This is a genomic window from Streptomyces sp. NPDC093260 (assembly GCF_040683715.1).
GTDB lineage: Bacteria > Actinomycetota > Actinomycetes > Streptomycetales > Streptomycetaceae > Streptomyces > Streptomyces sennicomposti.
The window spans coordinates 22,641-38,131 of the sequence record NZ_JBFBEK010000046.1; the positions used below are offsets into that span (position 1 = coordinate 22,641).

The 15,491-nt window shown below is 67.8% G+C and carries 10 protein-coding genes; 5 read left to right on the forward strand and 5 right to left on the reverse strand.

The window, feature by feature from the left end; genetic code table 11:
* Nucleotides 1-162: 162 nt before the first annotated feature.
* Entirely contained in the window at nucleotides 163-549 is a 387-nt protein-coding gene (locus AB0N63_RS34570; protein WP_365535638.1) for a hypothetical protein, read from the reverse strand.
* Nucleotides 550-4,398 carry a polymorphic toxin-type HINT domain-containing protein gene (locus AB0N63_RS34575; RefSeq protein WP_365535661.1) on the reverse strand — a complete coding sequence of 1,283 codons (3,849 nt, stop codon included), beginning with the start codon at nucleotides 4,396-4,398 and terminating at the stop codon, nucleotides 550-552.
* Nucleotides 4,399-4,779: 381 nt separating this feature from the next.
* Here AB0N63_RS34575 and AB0N63_RS34580 point away from each other — a divergent pair, with 381 nt between their 5' ends.
* The 3 genes from AB0N63_RS34580 to AB0N63_RS34590 all read left to right on the forward strand — a co-directional run bounded on the left by AB0N63_RS34580 (nucleotide 4,780) and on the right by AB0N63_RS34590 (nucleotide 8,914).
* On the forward strand, nucleotides 4,780-5,298 hold the full coding sequence (locus tag AB0N63_RS34580; RefSeq protein WP_365535640.1) for a hypothetical protein: 519 nt from the start codon (nucleotides 4,780-4,782) through the stop codon (nucleotides 5,296-5,298).
* A gap of 210 nt (nucleotides 5,299-5,508) precedes the next feature.
* Nucleotides 5,509-7,299, forward strand: a complete 1,791-nt coding sequence (locus tag AB0N63_RS34585; RefSeq protein WP_365535643.1) for an FG-GAP-like repeat-containing protein — start codon at nucleotides 5,509-5,511, stop codon at nucleotides 7,297-7,299.
* Between the two features lie 601 nt (nucleotides 7,300-7,900).
* Nucleotides 7,901-8,914, forward strand: a complete 1,014-nt coding sequence (locus AB0N63_RS34590; protein WP_365535646.1) for a hypothetical protein — start codon at nucleotides 7,901-7,903, stop codon at nucleotides 8,912-8,914.
* Between the two features lie 98 nt (nucleotides 8,915-9,012).
* Here the strand turns inward: AB0N63_RS34590 and AB0N63_RS34595 are convergent, their stop codons facing one another.
* On the reverse strand, nucleotides 9,013-9,204 hold the full coding sequence (locus tag AB0N63_RS34595) for a hypothetical protein (RefSeq protein WP_365535648.1): 192 nt from the start codon (nucleotides 9,202-9,204) through the stop codon (nucleotides 9,013-9,015).
* Between the two features lie 383 nt (nucleotides 9,205-9,587).
* On the opposite strand from AB0N63_RS34595, the gene AB0N63_RS34600 reads away from it, so the two are divergent.
* On the forward strand, nucleotides 9,588-10,310 hold the full coding sequence (locus tag AB0N63_RS34600) for a hypothetical protein (protein WP_365535650.1): 723 nt from the start codon (nucleotides 9,588-9,590) through the stop codon (nucleotides 10,308-10,310).
* A 404-nt stretch (nucleotides 10,311-10,714) separates the two neighbouring features.
* Nucleotides 10,715-10,912, forward strand: coding sequence for a helix-turn-helix domain-containing protein (locus AB0N63_RS34605; protein WP_365535664.1), 198 nt, complete (start codon nucleotides 10,715-10,717; stop codon nucleotides 10,910-10,912).
* A gap of 142 nt (nucleotides 10,913-11,054) precedes the next feature.
* Here the strand turns inward: AB0N63_RS34605 and AB0N63_RS34610 are convergent, their stop codons facing one another.
* On the reverse strand, nucleotides 11,055-13,751 hold the full coding sequence (locus AB0N63_RS34610; RefSeq protein WP_365535652.1) for a Helicase associated domain protein: 2,697 nt from the start codon (nucleotides 13,749-13,751) through the stop codon (nucleotides 11,055-11,057).
* Nucleotides 13,748-15,046 (reverse strand): hypothetical protein, encoded by a 1,299-nt coding sequence (locus AB0N63_RS34615; protein ID WP_365535654.1) that lies wholly within the window; start codon nucleotides 15,044-15,046, stop codon nucleotides 13,748-13,750. Before AB0N63_RS34615 ends, AB0N63_RS34610 begins: the two co-directional genes overlap by 4 nt.
* Between the last annotated feature and the right edge of the window lie 445 nt (nucleotides 15,047-15,491).

Genomic DNA, 15,491 nt, shown 5'->3' on the forward strand with positions numbered 1-15,491 from the left:
GTCCTCGACCTGCAGGCCGTCATGATCGCCACCGGCCGCCCGGACGCGGCGGGCGGCACGGTGCCCGGCAGCCGCCGTGACTGCCGGGCATTCGCCGAGGCCGGTGTCGACCTGGCCGTCAGGCCACGCCCAGCCTCACCGCATGGCCATAACCCCGACGACTCAGGCCGGTGTCTTTCCGTAGTAGGAGCGGACGGTTCTGGCCAGCTTTCGTTGAATCGAACGGATCTTCACGACGGTCTCTTCGTCGGGGAATCCGGTGGTGGTGCGCCATTCGGTTCCCGATCCGGCGAGATCGCTGACGAAGACGATCTCCACCGCGAGGAGAGTCCGTGCCCAGTCCGCGGGACCGAGCGGGACGTCCCGCGCCAGGGCGTCCCGCAGCTGGCGGCTCTGCACCACGAGGTCCCGTGCGTTCCCGAATCCCATACCAGCGGCCAGTTGGTCGCTGCACCGCGCAGGCCCGCTCCACTCCAAGAGGGCCCTGCACAGCAACTCGACCTCGTCCGGGGCCAGCAGCGAGCTGGGGGCCCTTCCTTCGTCCGGCATTCAGTTCAGCCCTTCCCAGTACTCGTCCAAAGTGGTCGGATCCCGACGGAATACCGTACCGGCGTCCGGATGCATCGGATCGTGGATCACGATGGTCGAGCCGTCCTTGCCCTGGTAGGCCTTACGACCGCTTCCCAGGGACTTGGTCCTCGCGGGGTTGGACATGACGTCCCTGGCCAGCTTCTCGATGTCGTCCACAGACATACCAGGGAAGTCGCCCGCGTGCTTGCTCCCCGCGTGTCCGCGCGCGATGTCCCCGGCGTCCTCGATTCGTTCCGCGTCGGTGCACCAGTCGGAGTTGTGCACCAGCACCGGTGTGGTGCCTGCGAGTACATAGTAGGTGTGCAGCCCGTCGACGGTCAGATTGTAGGTACGCGCGTAGCGGCTGAACGAGCGGTTGCCCGCGACGACGACTGTGCTTCCGTCGACGGTACGCAAGGTCATGCCCGCACGCAGGTCACCGGCTTCCACCCAGAGCCGCTGTGAAGGTGACCAGAACGGGTGCTCATAGGTGGCGGTGATGTGTTCCTTGCCGTGGCGCGTGGTGACCGTGATTTCGTTGAACCGCTTGTCATGCTCGGTGACGATCAGATCGGTCACCTCACGCGTGGCGGTGTAGCCGCTCTCCGGGTCGGTGGCGACGACCATGTCGCCCCGTTCCACGGATTCGATGTTCTTCACCGAGTTGTCCGCCATCAGCACCTTGGTGCCCGCGAGGAAGCACCTGAAGCAGTGCGATGCCTTGGCGACCCGAGAGCTCTTGACGGCGCTCTCGACGTCGTCGACGCCCTTCAGCAGCTTGAGCTTGCCGGCGGGCAGGATCGACATTCCGGCCATGATGCACTTGCCGAGTGTCGGGTTCTCGTAGCAGTCGACCACATCGTTGACCCCGAATATGGTCCAGGCGATCGCCGTAAGGGTCGGATCGGGCTTGGGAACCTCGAGCACCGCATCGCCCGGGCCGTAGAGACAGTTGATGAGCGCGCCGACTTGATCGTGGTTGGGGTTGGGCACGCAACGCCGTGGCTCGGGTTTGTCCTCCCGTGCCGCTTCTCGTTGCGCTTCCGCCTGGCGACGTGCCTCGGCTTCCTCGGACTCGCGCAACTCCTTGACCCGGCTCCACGCCTGGGAAGCCGCGGTTTCGGCCTCCGCCGCACTCTTGCCGGCGGCCAGAGCGGACACGCGGGCATCGGCAGCCGCAGCCTGGGCCCTGGCAGCCGACGTGCGGGCGTAGTCGGCCGAGAACTCCGCCTGGGCTGCGGACTCTTCCGCGGCGACCGCGTCCTGTTGAGCCCGGTCGGCGGCGTGGCGTGCGGTGGTGGCGGAGTTGGCGGCCTTCGTGGCGCTGGCTTGGGCGTTGTCGGCCGCCTTGTCCGCTTGGGTGGCGTATCCGGCGGCCTGGTCGGCGCTCTTCTGGGCTTCGGCTGCGGCGGTGGCGGCTTCGGCGGAGGCCTTGTTAGCTTCGGCTGCGGCCTTGGCAGCGAGCCAACGGTTCTGCTGGGCCTTGGCGGCGATGATGCCGCCTTCGGCGATCAGACGCTGAACCTGTGCGACATGGGTGTTGGCGAGCTGATCCTTACGGTCGGCCATGTACTGCTCGACGGTGATGAAGTCGTGCAGTTGGTACGCGGAGTCCGACAGGGCGATCTTCGCCGCTGCCTGGACCTCGGGACCGCCGCTGTTCACCAGCTGGCTCGCGGTCACCCGCTCGTCCGCGTTGAGGGCGATGTACTGGCCGCTGTTGATGAAGGCGAGCAGTGCCTGGGCGCTGCCGTCGGTCAGTGCTTTCTCGGCGGCTTCCTTGACGCCGGGCCCGCCGGTGTTGTGGATCTGAGAGACCTTGACGCGGTAGTCGGCGAGGCCGGCTTCGTACTGGCCGGTGGTGTAGAAGTCGCGGATCTGCTGGTCGGTGCCCTTCAGAGCCTCGGTGGCCGCCGTGCGGACCGACTCGTACGGGCTGCCGGAGGCCAGATCGGCCACCTGCTGGCGGATCTCGGCCTGCTCGCCCTCCCGCCAGCCTGTACGCAGGTACTCCAGGACGTCCTGGTCATCGCCGGACAGCGCCTGTTCGGCGGCTTCCTGACGCCAGGAGCCAAAGTACTTCATTGCGCGCAATGCCACGGCACGGCCCTTGCGCACAAGGTCCGTGGTGTCGGCGTCGGGCTTGGCGGCCTCGGCCGACAGGGCCTCCGTGTCCCGGGTGATGGCCCTGCCTTCCAAGACGCTGCCGGAGATGGCCTTGGTGAACTGGTCACCCGCGTCCCTGTTGGACTTGGCGCGCTCCATCGCCGCGGTGGTGCGGGTGGCCAGGTCCTCGGCCTCGGCCTCGCGGGCGATGTCGAAGGTCTCCTGGGCGGTGGCCACGGCAGTGGTGGCGGCGTCGGCCGCTACTTTGGCCGCATTGGCCTGCTTGGTCGCCTCGGCTGCCGCATCGGCTGCTTCTCCCGCGTGCGCCGCTGCTTCCTCGGCAGCCGCCGCGGCGTTGTTGGCGTGCGTGGCAGCCGAGTTCGCGGCGTCGCGGGCACCCAGGGCGGCGGTGGCCGACTTGCGTGCCAGTGCCTCGGCTGCGTCAGCGGCGCGGTTGGCCTCGTTCGCGTGGCGGCGTGTCTCGGCGGCGGCCGCACGGGCCTCGGCCGCGGATGCGCCTGCCGAGCCGGCGTACGCGGCGGCCTCGTCCGCGGCGTCGGCCGCGAGGTCGGCGTTGGCCCCAGCACTCTTGGACGCCGTCGCCGCGTTGGCAGCCGCCAACGACGCCTTACCCGCCTGTTCGGCAGCCTTTCCCGACTCGGTTGCCAGGTTCGCGGCGGCTCGGGCGGCCTTCGCCATGCTGGCCGCGTTCGCGGCCTCGGACTTGTCCTTGCCCGCGGCGATCGCCGCGTTGTAGGCCCGCGTGGCAGCGTCAGCGGCCGCCGCGGCAGCGTTGGCGGTCTGCGCCGCCGCCAGGGCCGCGATGCGGGCCGAACGATTGGCGGCGTTCGCCGCGCTGATCGCGGTCTGCGCCGCGTCCGCCGCAGCGCGAGCGGCGTCAGCGGCCTGCTTGGCCTTGACCGCGGCGCGGGTGGCGTCGTTCTTGGCGGCCTCGGTCTCCTTGGCCGCCTTCTGCGCCGCCTGCTTGGCCAGCTCGCTCGCCGCGATCGCGCGGTCGGAAGACTCCTGGGCGGCCTTGGTGGCATCCTCGGCCTGCTTGCCGGCTGCCTTGGCCTGCTCGGTCAACTGCGCGATGGTGGCGTGTTCCTGGTCGCGGTTGCGCGCGACGAACTGCCCCACCTCGAGAAACTCGACGATGTCGTCCGGGCTGCCCTGCAGCGCCAGCTTGGCCGCTGCCTTCACATTGGGCCCGCCGGAGTTGTAGAGCTTCGAGACCTCGACCCGGTTGTCCGTGATCCGCGCGGTGTACTGGCCCTTGTCCAGGAACGCCGCGACATCCTCGGGCGAACCCTGCAGCGCTTTCTTCCCCGCGTCCTGCACACCCGCGCCACCGAGGTTGATAACCCGCGAAACCTCAACCCGCTGGTCCTGCTGATGCGGCGCCTTCCAGCCGTCCTTCAAGAACGCGCGCAGTTCCTCCGGCGTACCCTGCAACGCCGCCTTGGCCGCCTCACGCACAGCCGGGCCACCCGCGTTCAGGACCCGGCTGGCATCGACTCTGTCATCGGCCAGTCGAATGTCAGGCTCAGTCTGAAGGAATTGCCGGACGTCGTCATCGGTGCCGAGCAACGCCCGCTCGGCAGCCTCCTTGACTCCCGCACCCCCATTTGTCCAGTAACCAACAACAAGTCCGCGGTCCGGAACCGTCGTCGGGTCAGCGGCGGCAGCAGGCGTCCCTCCCAGCAGTCCTGTCGCGAGCACCGTGGACAAGACCGCAGCGGCAGCTGTCTTGCTCCTCTTCGTCCGTCTTCTGCGCCTCAGTCCCTTGCGTATGGGACTGGATAGCTTTTGCACCTGGTGACTCCTTCCATGACAAAAGCCCATAGGTTAAGCAACATGGGCCAGAAACGCGCCCATCGGACATGCCTGTATCGCTTGATGGCTGACAGGTGGCAAGCGCTTCTGCCGTGGAGCCCTCAGGTCCCACGGCGAGCGAGCCATGTTCCGACGCCACCCCGGGTAAGAGGCGCTCAGGGTACGTTCACCTGATTCTTACATGTGTTTTACTTTCGCCTAGCGGAGGGCCCATCTCCCTCGTCGCACAGAGGGGTTGGCTCCCTCATCACTCTGAGGAGGAAACACATGGCGATACCGCGTGCCCGCAAGGCGCTACTGGTCGGACTCGCCGCTCCCCTGGCGGCATCTCTGGGAGCGGTGGCCCTGACCACCGGAGCCCAGGCATCGGTGCAGAGCACACCAGCAGTGGCCACTACCAGCACCGCCACGCTGATGCCCAGCCTCGTCGAGGACTTCAACTACCCCGGCGCCGATCGGATCCGCCAGGAGCGAGGCATCACCCTTAAACGGGGCGACGGCCACATCACGCTCGTCAACTGCACCGACACGTGGAACATCAAGATCGAGTCGCGTCTGGACAACGGGGGCTACTGCTTCCGTGCCACTACGAAGACAGGCTTCCTGACCCTCGAACTCCCCGACGCCTATGGAGTCTGGACCGAGGATCACCCCGTTACGGCGACTTTGCAGGCCGAAGGCAAAGAAACGGTTGTCAATGTGCCCACCAATGACTACCAGCCCGTCGGGGAAGCCGGAGACACCGGACTGCGCTCCGTCCTCGTCGAACTCCGCGTCACCGGCTGATCCATACTCGGCTCTGCCTCTGATTACGCGGTAAGCATCCGCCCCGCCTAAACACTCCGCACGCGCCGGGCCACGCCGGTCGGCCCACGGTCCCTCCCAGCTGACCAACCGCGCGTTCTTCGAGTCACCAGGGAAACACACAACGTGTCAAAGTTTTGCCCCCGTGGGGCGCTGACAAGTGCTCTTCTCGCTACCACCGTCGCATCCGCGTTGCTCACCGTCACCAATGCACGCGCGGTCACCGGTGATGCCGCCGACAGTTCCTTCGCCTTCACCGCCCGCCTGGACATAGGCGGTGGTCAGCGTGCTTGCTCCGCAGCGCTGGTTGACGCGCAGTGGCTCGTCGCTTCCGCCCGATGCTTCGCCGATGACCCCGCCACGCTCCAGGTCGCTGCTGGCAAGCCCAAGTGGAAGACCATGGCCACTATCGGCCGCACCGATCTGACTACTACGACCGGTCAGGTCCGGGAAGTCGTCGAACTCGTCCCCCGAAGCGACCGGGACCTAGTCATGGCACGGCTTGCCACACCCACCACCGAGATCACCCCCGTCTCGCTGGCTTTGACCGCACCCACGCCCGGCGACGAGTTGAAGGTGGCAGGGTTTGGCCGGACCAAGTCCGAATGGGCGCCGAACAAACTGCACACAGCCACATTCAACGTCGACTCAGTTGCCGACAAAACCCTCGCCACCAGTGGGAAGACCGCTGCAGACGCGGCCTGCGCCGGTGACGCCGGCGGTCCCGTCGTCCGGCAGAGGAACGGAAAGACCGAACTCGTCGCGCTGACCAGCCTCTCATGGCAGGGCGGCTGCCTGGGCACCGATGAATCTGAAAAGCGCACCGATGCCCTCGACACTCGTCTGGACGACCTGAACGCGTGGATCCAGCAGGTTCGCTCCCTGCCTCAGCAGGCGCAGGTGACCGCCGGTGACTTCGACGGTGACGGCAAGGCCGATGTGGCGGCGCTGTACGACTACGGCAAGGACGCCCAGGGGCACAGCCTGGCCAGTCTGTGGATCTTCAATAGCGACGGCACCTCGTTGCGTGCCCCGCGTGTGGTGTGGGACAACGACACCAGCTGGAACTGGAGCTCCAGCACCCTGACCTCCGGCGACTACAACGGCGATGGCAAGAGCGACATCGGCGTCCTCTACAACTACGGAGAAGGCGCCGACGGCAAGAACCGGACGAAGCTGTGGCTGTTCACCAGTACCGGGAGCGACTTCCAGGCTCCGAAGATCGTGTGGGACAGCGGCAGCACCAGTTGGAACTGGAACTCCAGCAAGCTCACCTCCGGCGACTACAACGGCGATGGCAAGAGCGACATCGGCGTCCTCTACAACTACGGTCAGACCGTCGACGGCCGCAACCACACCGGGTTGTGGGCTTTCAACAGCACCGGCGACGGCTTCCAGGCGCCCGTCAAGGTCTGGGACAGCGGCAGCGACAGCTGGAACTGGAATGCCAGCAAGGTCTCCTCAGGTGACTTCAACGGCGATGGCAAGATGGACGTCGCTGTCCTGTACAACTACGGACAGGCCGCAGACGGTCGCAACCAGACCGGCCTGTGGTTCGCCGGCGGCGCCGACGGACTGAGTTCCCCGAAGAAGGTCTGGAACAGCGACACCAGCTGGAACTGGAACGCCAGCACCCTGACCTCCGGCGACTACAACGGCGACGGCAAGACCGACATCGGCGTCCTCTACAACTACGGACAGGACACCGACGGCCGCAATCACACCGGCCTGTGGACCATGGCCGGAACCGACACTGGTGTCGCAGCTCCGAAGAAGGTCTGGGACAGCACCACCAGCTGGAACTGGAACTCCAGCCAGCCCGTCTCCGGCGACTTCAACGGCGACGGCAAGTCAGACCTCGCCATCTTCTACAACTACGGCAAGAACGCAGATGGACGCACGCGCCACGGCTTGTGGACCTTCAGCAGCACCGGCGACGCCATGACAAGCCCTCATCTCGACTGGGACAGCGCCCTGCAGTAACGATCACCAGCCGTCGCCCCAACACCTCTCACCGCTCTCTGATTCATCGCACCACGGTGCGATGAATCAGAGAGCGGTATGCCTCATAGTCTGCGAAAAAGATTCCTCGCGGGCGGGCTGATGACCAGGTCGGCTCGGCGGGCGGACCGAAAGGCCCCTGCGCTCTGGGTGTCGGCCGGCCCGGCGGCCACACCGCTACCTGGCTGCGAAACAGCCCGACCGAGCAGTAGGAGGGGTGGGTGACAGCCTTGCTGCTGTCACCCACCCCTCCTTGCCTGTCCAGCGGGCCGGCGGCGCGCCGATGCTCCCGCGCTGACGTGATGCCGGGGTTCATCCCGCTGGTTGATGGATGTCGCTCAAGCCCACCAGCGCGCAGCCCGGTTGTGGTCAGTGGTGGCGGTGGCCGCCGCCCCAGGAGACGGAGACTGCCAAGGTGCTGAACGGTCTCCTCTTCGCGGTCACTCCGTGGTTGGTCTTGGTCGCAATGGCCCTGTTCCTCTTTCCAGGGCCAGTTCAACGCTGGGGATTGGCGTCTCTGGAGAGCTTCGAGCGATGGCGTGCCGACTCGGGGGTGCGTCGAGCTGCTCCGCTTCTGACACAGATGTTGCTGCTGCCACCACGCATACGAGACCGGGTCGGCGGCCATGGATTGGCCCCTGGGTATGTCGTGCGGTGGTGGCGTGCCAGACCTCTGGCCGGACCGTTCAAGATCATCCGGTTTGTACTGTTGCTGTACATCGTGGGACATATCGACGACATGGCCGACTGGGAACATCTGCGGCTGAGCGCAGATCCCGGGCCGCAGCCTGGCGTAGTGCAGGCACTGCTCAGCAACTTCGTGGCTGTGCCGATGCTGGTGCGCCGCTGGGACTTTTCCGCGATCAGCAGAGGGACGGAAGTTCTCATCTGGGCCCTGATCCTGACCGCTGAAGTGCGACTCATCAAGCGCATGAACCTGACCGGCTCCGGCAGAGGCGCGACGTTTGCCGCCTATGACCTGGAGGGGCTCACCAGGCACGCGGACGGGGACAGTGCCCGCATGGAGGACCGACGCTGCTGGCCGGTCGTGGCCCTGCTGACGGTCGCTGCCCAGTGCGCCGCGGTTCTGCGGCGCTGGGAGGAAACCCAGCCGGACTGCCAGATCCCGCGCGTCTCCGTGCAGCCGGTCGAGCGCGCCATCTGGAGGGCCCACCGGACCCGCCGCGCCAGAGCCAGACGACACAACGAACGGCAGTTCAAAGCTCATGCCGCCCTAGTGGTGGGCGCGCTACGACAAGCCGAAGCACGACAGGACTCCAAGCCGGGCCCTGCCCTGGAGGACCTCACCGCGATGCTCCTGATCATTGCCGAACGCTACGCCGAGGGCCGTATTGACGAGCTTCTCGACGCAGACCACCTCGCAGGCGTGACTCCGGCTGCGCCGAGAGAGCGTCTGCGGGCGATCGCGGTGGGGCTCACGGTCGTCCTGGTGATGGCTGGCGCAGCGTTCCTCGGCTTGCCCGACGCTGCTCTCATCCCTCTGCTGCCGGTCGTGGTCATCTTCGTCGCGGTCGTCGTCAACCGCGGGCGGATGCCAACCGCGGGGCAGCTCACCGATCTGATCATCCCCCGGTGAGGCGGAAGACCTCAAGGAGCAGTGCCCTGTCCTGAAGCCCGGCGGGAGCTGATCCACGGTGCCTCCTTCGGAAGGTCGATGAAGACCGTGGCCGAACCTCAGCCGATGAGTGAGCGGAGCACCGGGATGCTGACACCGGCTGCGGTCAGACCGGCCAGAACGGCAGCGGCCACGGCACCGCCGCTGAGGAAGGTGAGCCCTCCGACGATCAGGCCGATGACAACCGCGATCAGAAGGACGACGGCCGTGTGGATCGTCAGGAATGGGGCCGGCCCTTGAGGCGTCGGCACGGGCGAACTCACTATTTCTCCCCAGAGGTTGATGATGTGACGTCTGCTCGTAAGTGCCCGCCCGATCCCCACCCCACGGCCTGATTTCCCGGCCTTGAGGACCGCAAAAGAATCTTGGAAAAGTCCGTGGGGTGGCCGTGGGGGGCGCACTTACAAGGGGTCGTCTCGGCGCCGGCCGCGGCGGCCCGGGAGCTTGCGAGTGGGCCGGCGCGGTTGGTGGCGAGCCGTCCCCTTGCACAGCTAAAGGGGGCGGAGACGACAACCGGAAGGGGAGGGCATGCAGGGCGACGGCGCGGGTGAGGAGGTCGCGGCCGCGCGCCCGCAACCTACAACCTAACGACGGCCCGCACGACGCGCAGCGGCTGCTCGGTGCCCCCGTCACCATGAGCGGCCGCCAGACCAAGGAGGCGCGGCGGCTGCAGGCGAGCATCGACCGCCGACTGGCCGACGGACGCTTGGTGGCCATGCTCGAGCAGGACGGCTTCCAGGGCCCGCTCTACGACCGGTTCGTGGAGGAGCTCGTCCGTTACGGGATCTCTGTCCTGCGCGGCTGGATGCACTCCGGCTACATCTTCGACCTGGTCGCCCAGCGCGGCTTCGGCCTCAACCCGCACGAACTCGACTTGGAGGACCTTGCCACCGACAGCGACCTGCGCGAGGAACTGGCCACCATGACCATCGCCCGAGCTCTGCCGCGCTTCCGTCAGCAGGCCCTGGTCGACAAGGGATGGACCCCTGAGGGCGGAGCAAGCATCACCACCTACTTCATGGGGGCGTGCGCGTACGACTTCCCCAACGAGTTCCGCCGGCACCGGGCCAGCGAAGCCCGCCAACACCGCGCCCTGCGCCGGGAGAAGGAGCTCTACAGGCCACCCGTCAGCACAGTCGGCGTCGCCCAGGAGGTCTTGGGCAACCTGGGCGTCCTGGACGAACTGGGGGAGATCAACGACCCGCGTGCCCAAGCCGTCGTGGCCTTGACCCTGGACGGCTACTCACAAGACGAGATACGGGAGTTGGTAGATGCTCCGACCGTTCGAGCCGTCGAAGGCTTGCTGTACCGGTGGAGAACCAAAGCCAAGCAGAACAGAAGGGGGGGACCGCGATGACTAGCCGGGACGACGAATTCAACACACTGCTCAACGCGTCATCGCTAGGCACTGACGCAGCACGACGCCTGCGGGAGCGGACCCCACAGAACACAGCCAGGGCCATCCGCACTATCACCCACCTGCGCAACGTCATCGTCCACGGAATCGGACCAGTGACCGAGCAGGCCGCCACCGAGATCCTCACCACGCTCGACTCCTTGACCAGTGACGACACAGGCCTGCAGAGACTTCGCGATGCCATGTTCCGCCTTCGTACCCATGAAGGGCCCGAGGCGATCGACGGTCTGTCCGAGGCCCTGGAAGCCCTCAGCTTGCTGCATTGGGACGAACTCGATGCCGTTGCGTCGCAGGAACTACGAGCTGCTCTCACTGTCGTCGCCACGCGCCTCACAGCGCAGACTATGCCCGTCCTCACCGTGGCGGAGACCGCCTCGGTCATGCGGGTGTCGAAAATGACCATCTACCGCCTGGTGCAGAGCGGACACCTGCCGTCTATCCGCTCCGGTCCCTCCGGCAGGTCCTTCCGCATCCCCGAAGCTGCTGTACATGAATACCTGCGCAAGTCATTCACGCAGGCGCCGGCCAATCCGCCGCAGTGATCACAATGGGCAGCGCAAAACGGCTCACGCTGGGGGGGGGAGTCGCCGCCTGCAAAGCTGCGTGGGACACCGGACACGGTGACCCGCCCGCTGCTGGGCCTCTGCTCCTACCGTCCGGCTCAATGGTCGGGTGGTGCTGGCGTCACGCCCACTCCACGCCCAGCTCCCGCAGCGCGGCGCGCTGCTGCGCGGTGAGCCGGTCCCGCCTCGATTTGGTGTTGGAGATCCATACGCCGAGTTTCACCGGTACCGGCTCCGCTGCGCTGTCGACCGTGATCTCCACGATCGCGCCGCGCGGGACGGGCCGCTGCCCCTCCTTCTCCACCCACTGCTTCAGGGCTGCCAGGCCCCGCTGGAACGCCGCCTGGGCCTTGCTCCCGGCTTTCTTCGGCCCCTTGGCCGCGTCGGCCGGCGTTTCAGGGAGCTTTGCCGGGGCGGTGGCCGTCACGGGGTGGGTGGCGCCCCGCACACCCAGCGCGGCCAGCCGCTCGCGCTGCTCGGGCAGGAGCCGCGCCCAGGTACCCGGTTCCTGCTGGCGCCACCTCCAGGTGCCGATGTCATCACCCTCGAACGTGACGCCCGGCGCGATGTAGGGCAGGTGACCGTCGGCGTCGACCAGATCGGCGAGCACCCGGTAGTGCCGCTGCCAGTTCAGCGGCCACGGGCAGTTCCAGTCGGGGTCGATCTCCGCCAGCTGCTTCGCCCGCTCCGCCGCGCGCTTCGGGTCCTTCCCGAGCCCGCCCTTGCGGCGCAGGTTGGCCATGTGCTGCCCGACGGGCACCATCGCCTCGCCCTCACCCCACACCGCGTCCTGACGCGGCGCGAGGTGCCCCATGGCCCGCCGGTAGGACCGGAGCGCGGCGAGCTTGGCCTCCCACGCCTCGTCGCCCGGCTCCCACACCATCCCGGCCTCCGGCAAGTCGAGCAGCAGCTTGCGGCGCTCCTCCAGCTCTCCGGCCCGCAGCGCCTTCCTCTGCTGATGCACCCACCGCCCGAGGGGGAAGTCCTTGGTGACGCCGACCTCGACCTCGGTGTCATACGGAACGGCGTAGAGGCCGGTGATCTCGTTCTCCTTCCGCCACCGGATGAGGGCCTGGTAGCCCTCTAGCCACACCAGCGACTCCGGCCGGTACACGCGGGTCCGCAGGAACGCGGCGATCGTCGCGGCGTCGCGCGGGCTGGAGAAGTGCAGCAGCGCGGACTCGGCAGCGGCGTCAGTGTCGTCGTCGTGCTCCTGGTCCTGGCCGTCGCCCTCGCCGCCGGCCCCGACGATCCGCCCGTCCTCGTCACGCCGGACATGGACTTTGCGCTGTCCGTGGGTGAGCGCGCGGGAGGCGAGCTGCTCGACCAGGCGCTCATCATGCGAGCGCAGGCCCTGGAGCACGGCCACGAGCGGCTTGAAGCTGGCGGAGGCGACCATGTCGGTGGGGTCCTCGTTCGGCTCCAGGAACACCGGCACGATGATCCGCGCGACCTTCGTGGAGCCGTCCCGGTTCAACCGGAGCGCGCGGCCGATGTTCTGCACGATCTCCACCTGCGAGCCGCGGGTGTCCGCGAAGCAGATCGAGTCGACTCCCCGCTCGCCGGTGATGTCCACGCCCTCCCCGAGCACCCGCACCGAGGCGAGGAACGCGCGGTGCACCCGCCGGTTGTTCGCGTCGATGCCGTTGGCGAACTGCCGCAGCACCTCGCGCCGCTCGCTGACGAGGTGGTCGCCGCACAGCCACGCCGACCACACCCGGTCCGGGGGCACGTGGCGGCCGGCCTCCAGCTCGTAGAACTCCGCGTCGATCGAGGACTTCGGCAGCCGGTCCGCGGCGGCCAGGTCCTCGTCCGAGGCGTCGTTCACGTAGAGCTCGGCAGCGGTCTCGGGCAATTTCTCCGCGAACGCCGCTGCTTCCTCGACCTTCTGGTGGAACGTCATGACCGTGCGGAGGTTGTGCGCGGCGGCGTGCTCCAGGAGCGCGGTCTGCAACAGGGCCAGGCGCCGGCCGCGCCGCGCCTCTTCGGACTCCCCGAGGACGGGCGAGGGGTCGCGGATCTCCAGGACGTCGATCTCGAACCCGGCGAGGATTCCCCGCTCGATCGCCTCCGAGAGCCCGAGCTCGGCCAGCCACGGCCCGTACGTCTCAGAGTCCTGGCCCATCGACGCCAGCTCCAGCTCCTGGCCGCCCGGACCTCTCTGGGGCCGGGGCGCGGCGAGGATGCGCGGGGTCGCGGTCAGGTAGAGCCGGAAGTCGGCGGGGATCCGCTGGTTGTCGTGGATCGCCGCCCACGGACGACCAAGATCACCGGCCGTTCCGTGGGCCTCATCCACGATCGCGAGGTCGAAGCCGTCCATGCGCTGCCCGTAGAGCCGCTCTCCGCCCGCCAGAGCGGCCTCCAGCGGCCCGCGAACCTTCCGCCGGCCCATAGGGTCCTCCGGGTCCTCGCGGTCCACCAGGGAGGCATAGGTGGCGAACACGACGACCGGCCCGGACCCGGCCCACAGGGCGAGCTGGATCGCATTCGTGGTGGTGCGCACCCCCAGCTCGTTCAGCACCGCGTCGTTCTCCAGCGAGCACACCGCGACCATCGGCGCCCGGTGGCCCACCAGGCGCCACGCCTGGGCGGTCTGCACGAGCAGGTCCAGAGTCGGCACCATCACCAGAACCCGGCCGTCCGCGAAGGACTCCAGCGCGCACGCGGCGGCCATGATCGTTTTTCCGGAGCCGGTCGCTGACACGATCGTGCCCCGGGCACCCTCCGGCGGCACAGATGATCTTGCAGGGAATCCGACCCACCTACGGAAAGCCGACTTCTGGTCGACCTGATGTTCCTTGAGCGGAATCCTGCTCATCGCCCATCACTCTCACTAGTGCCGTACAGCCAGGCTTGCTCAAGCCTTTCGAGCAGGGTTTCCGATTCGAATTCCCGGCCCCAGACCCCCTTGAGCCACATCGGGTCGTTGTCGATCCGCTCGCACAGCACGAATGACTCAGGCTGCTCGACCAGGTGGTAGACGCCGCGGGGGAAGACCCCGGCGGGCCCGTAGATGCGCCACAGCTTCTCCAGCCGCGCACGGTTCTCGCCCAGGTACGCCTGAAGCGCCTGCGGGTACGCCTCCCGGTCCGCCAGACGTACGGTCCGCAGCGCCAGGCGCACCAGCTCGCGGGCCAGTTCCTTGTCCCACTGCGCGGAGTCGGTACCGGTCACGTCCGTGTAGTGCTGCCCGCAGATGCCCATGACGCGCTCGACAAGTTCCGCCGGCGCTTCGCTGCCTTCCTCCACCTTCGCGTCATGGACTGAAGGCCGGCCGACGTCCACCGGCTCGGACCGGGCGGCCCGGTCGCCGGTGTGGGCGGTTGCCTCCACCAGGTCCAGGCCGTGGCGGGAGAGGTGAGCCAGGAGCAGACGGGACAGCACCTCGCCGTCCCTGGCGTGCAGCTGAGCGTCGTCGTCTGCTCCGTCATCGAGGGAGACGATGGCGCGCGCGAGGACGGTGTCGAAGAAGAACTCGGACAGGACGCTAGTCAGCTCAGGGCGGGCAGACGCCGACTGGTCGTCCAGGGCGGCAACAGCGGCGTCCATGACCGCAGTAAGGAACTGCCCGCGAGCGGCCCTCAGTTGGCGCGCCTCGCTCTGCGGACTCTCCTCGACGGCCTCCACAACGCGGTACAGGCCCTGGTCCCCGTACAGGCCGCCCGGCTTCTCCTTCGCCCGGCGCACCTTGGCCACGGCCTCCTCAACGGACCGTGCGTAGGCGTAGTTCGTCACCACCGAGGCACCGGGGTGCACCGGGTCGGTCCGCTGCGCCACGATCCGATAGCGGATCAGCCCGGAGTCAGACTCCACCGCCCCACCGCCCTCCCCTTCCTGACGGTCCTGCAGCACCTGGCGCCAGCGGTCCGCCTGCGCGTCGCGCTCGGGGGAGTAGGCGTCCCAGCTCGCGCCACCCATCAAGGTCCAGATGCGCCGCAGTTCGTTCCGCCGGACCGCCGTCAGCCGCTCCTCCACGCTCAGCGGTCGCGGTTGGTCCTCGCGATTTTCCAGGCCACCCGCAGCCACATACCGCTCGTGGACCTGATCCGCTGTCAATCCGGTAACCTCACGCTGGATTTCCTCCCGCGCCTTGAGGCGCATTTCGACGCTCAACGAATTCAAGTTTCTTTCCCCTCTCGATCCTGCCCCCAAGCGGTTGGAGGGTGTCCCGTGTTTCCGCCAATCCTACATGTGCATCTGCCGGATGCATCCGATACGCTGAAACCCGCACGAACGAGTGACCCCCGCCCCCTCGTAGCCAGCCCGGCCCGCGGCAGCGGGCCCCGACGGTTCTGGAGGCGCAGCCGGAAGGACCGTCAGGCGGGGGAGCGCAGCGGACCCGCCGGGAGCGCCCAGCGCTCCCCAACCCCCGCACTGGAAGCCCTACTAGCCGCACCTGACACCCCGCCAGCCACGGCCGCGCGATGCGCGGCCCGCCGGGCGCGCAGCGGCCGGCCCCACCACCCCCCGAAGCGCAGCGCAGGGGGGTGCCCGTGCGCAGCACGGGCAAGCGGGAGCGCAGCGACCGCTTCCGCTTGCACAGCGCGCAGCGCTGTGG

Excerpts from the sequence above, each read along its gene's own strand:
- AB0N63_RS34570 (WP_365535638.1), bottom strand. The coding sequence starts at position 549 with ATGCCGGACGAAGGAAGGGCCCCCAGCTCGCTGCTGGCCCCGGACGAG.
- AB0N63_RS34580 (WP_365535640.1), top strand. The coding sequence starts at position 4,780 with ATGGCGATACCGCGTGCCCGCAAGGCGCTACTGGTCGGACTCGCCGCT.
- AB0N63_RS34590 (WP_365535646.1), top strand. The coding sequence starts at position 7,901 with ATGTTGCTGCTGCCACCACGCATACGAGACCGGGTCGGCGGCCATGGA.
- AB0N63_RS34600 (WP_365535650.1), top strand. The coding sequence starts at position 9,588 with ATGAGCGGCCGCCAGACCAAGGAGGCGCGGCGGCTGCAGGCGAGCATC.
- AB0N63_RS34605 (WP_365535664.1), top strand. The coding sequence starts at position 10,715 with ATGCCCGTCCTCACCGTGGCGGAGACCGCCTCGGTCATGCGGGTGTCG.
- AB0N63_RS34610 (WP_365535652.1), bottom strand. The coding sequence starts at position 13,751 with ATGAGCAGGATTCCGCTCAAGGAACATCAGGTCGACCAGAAGTCGGCT.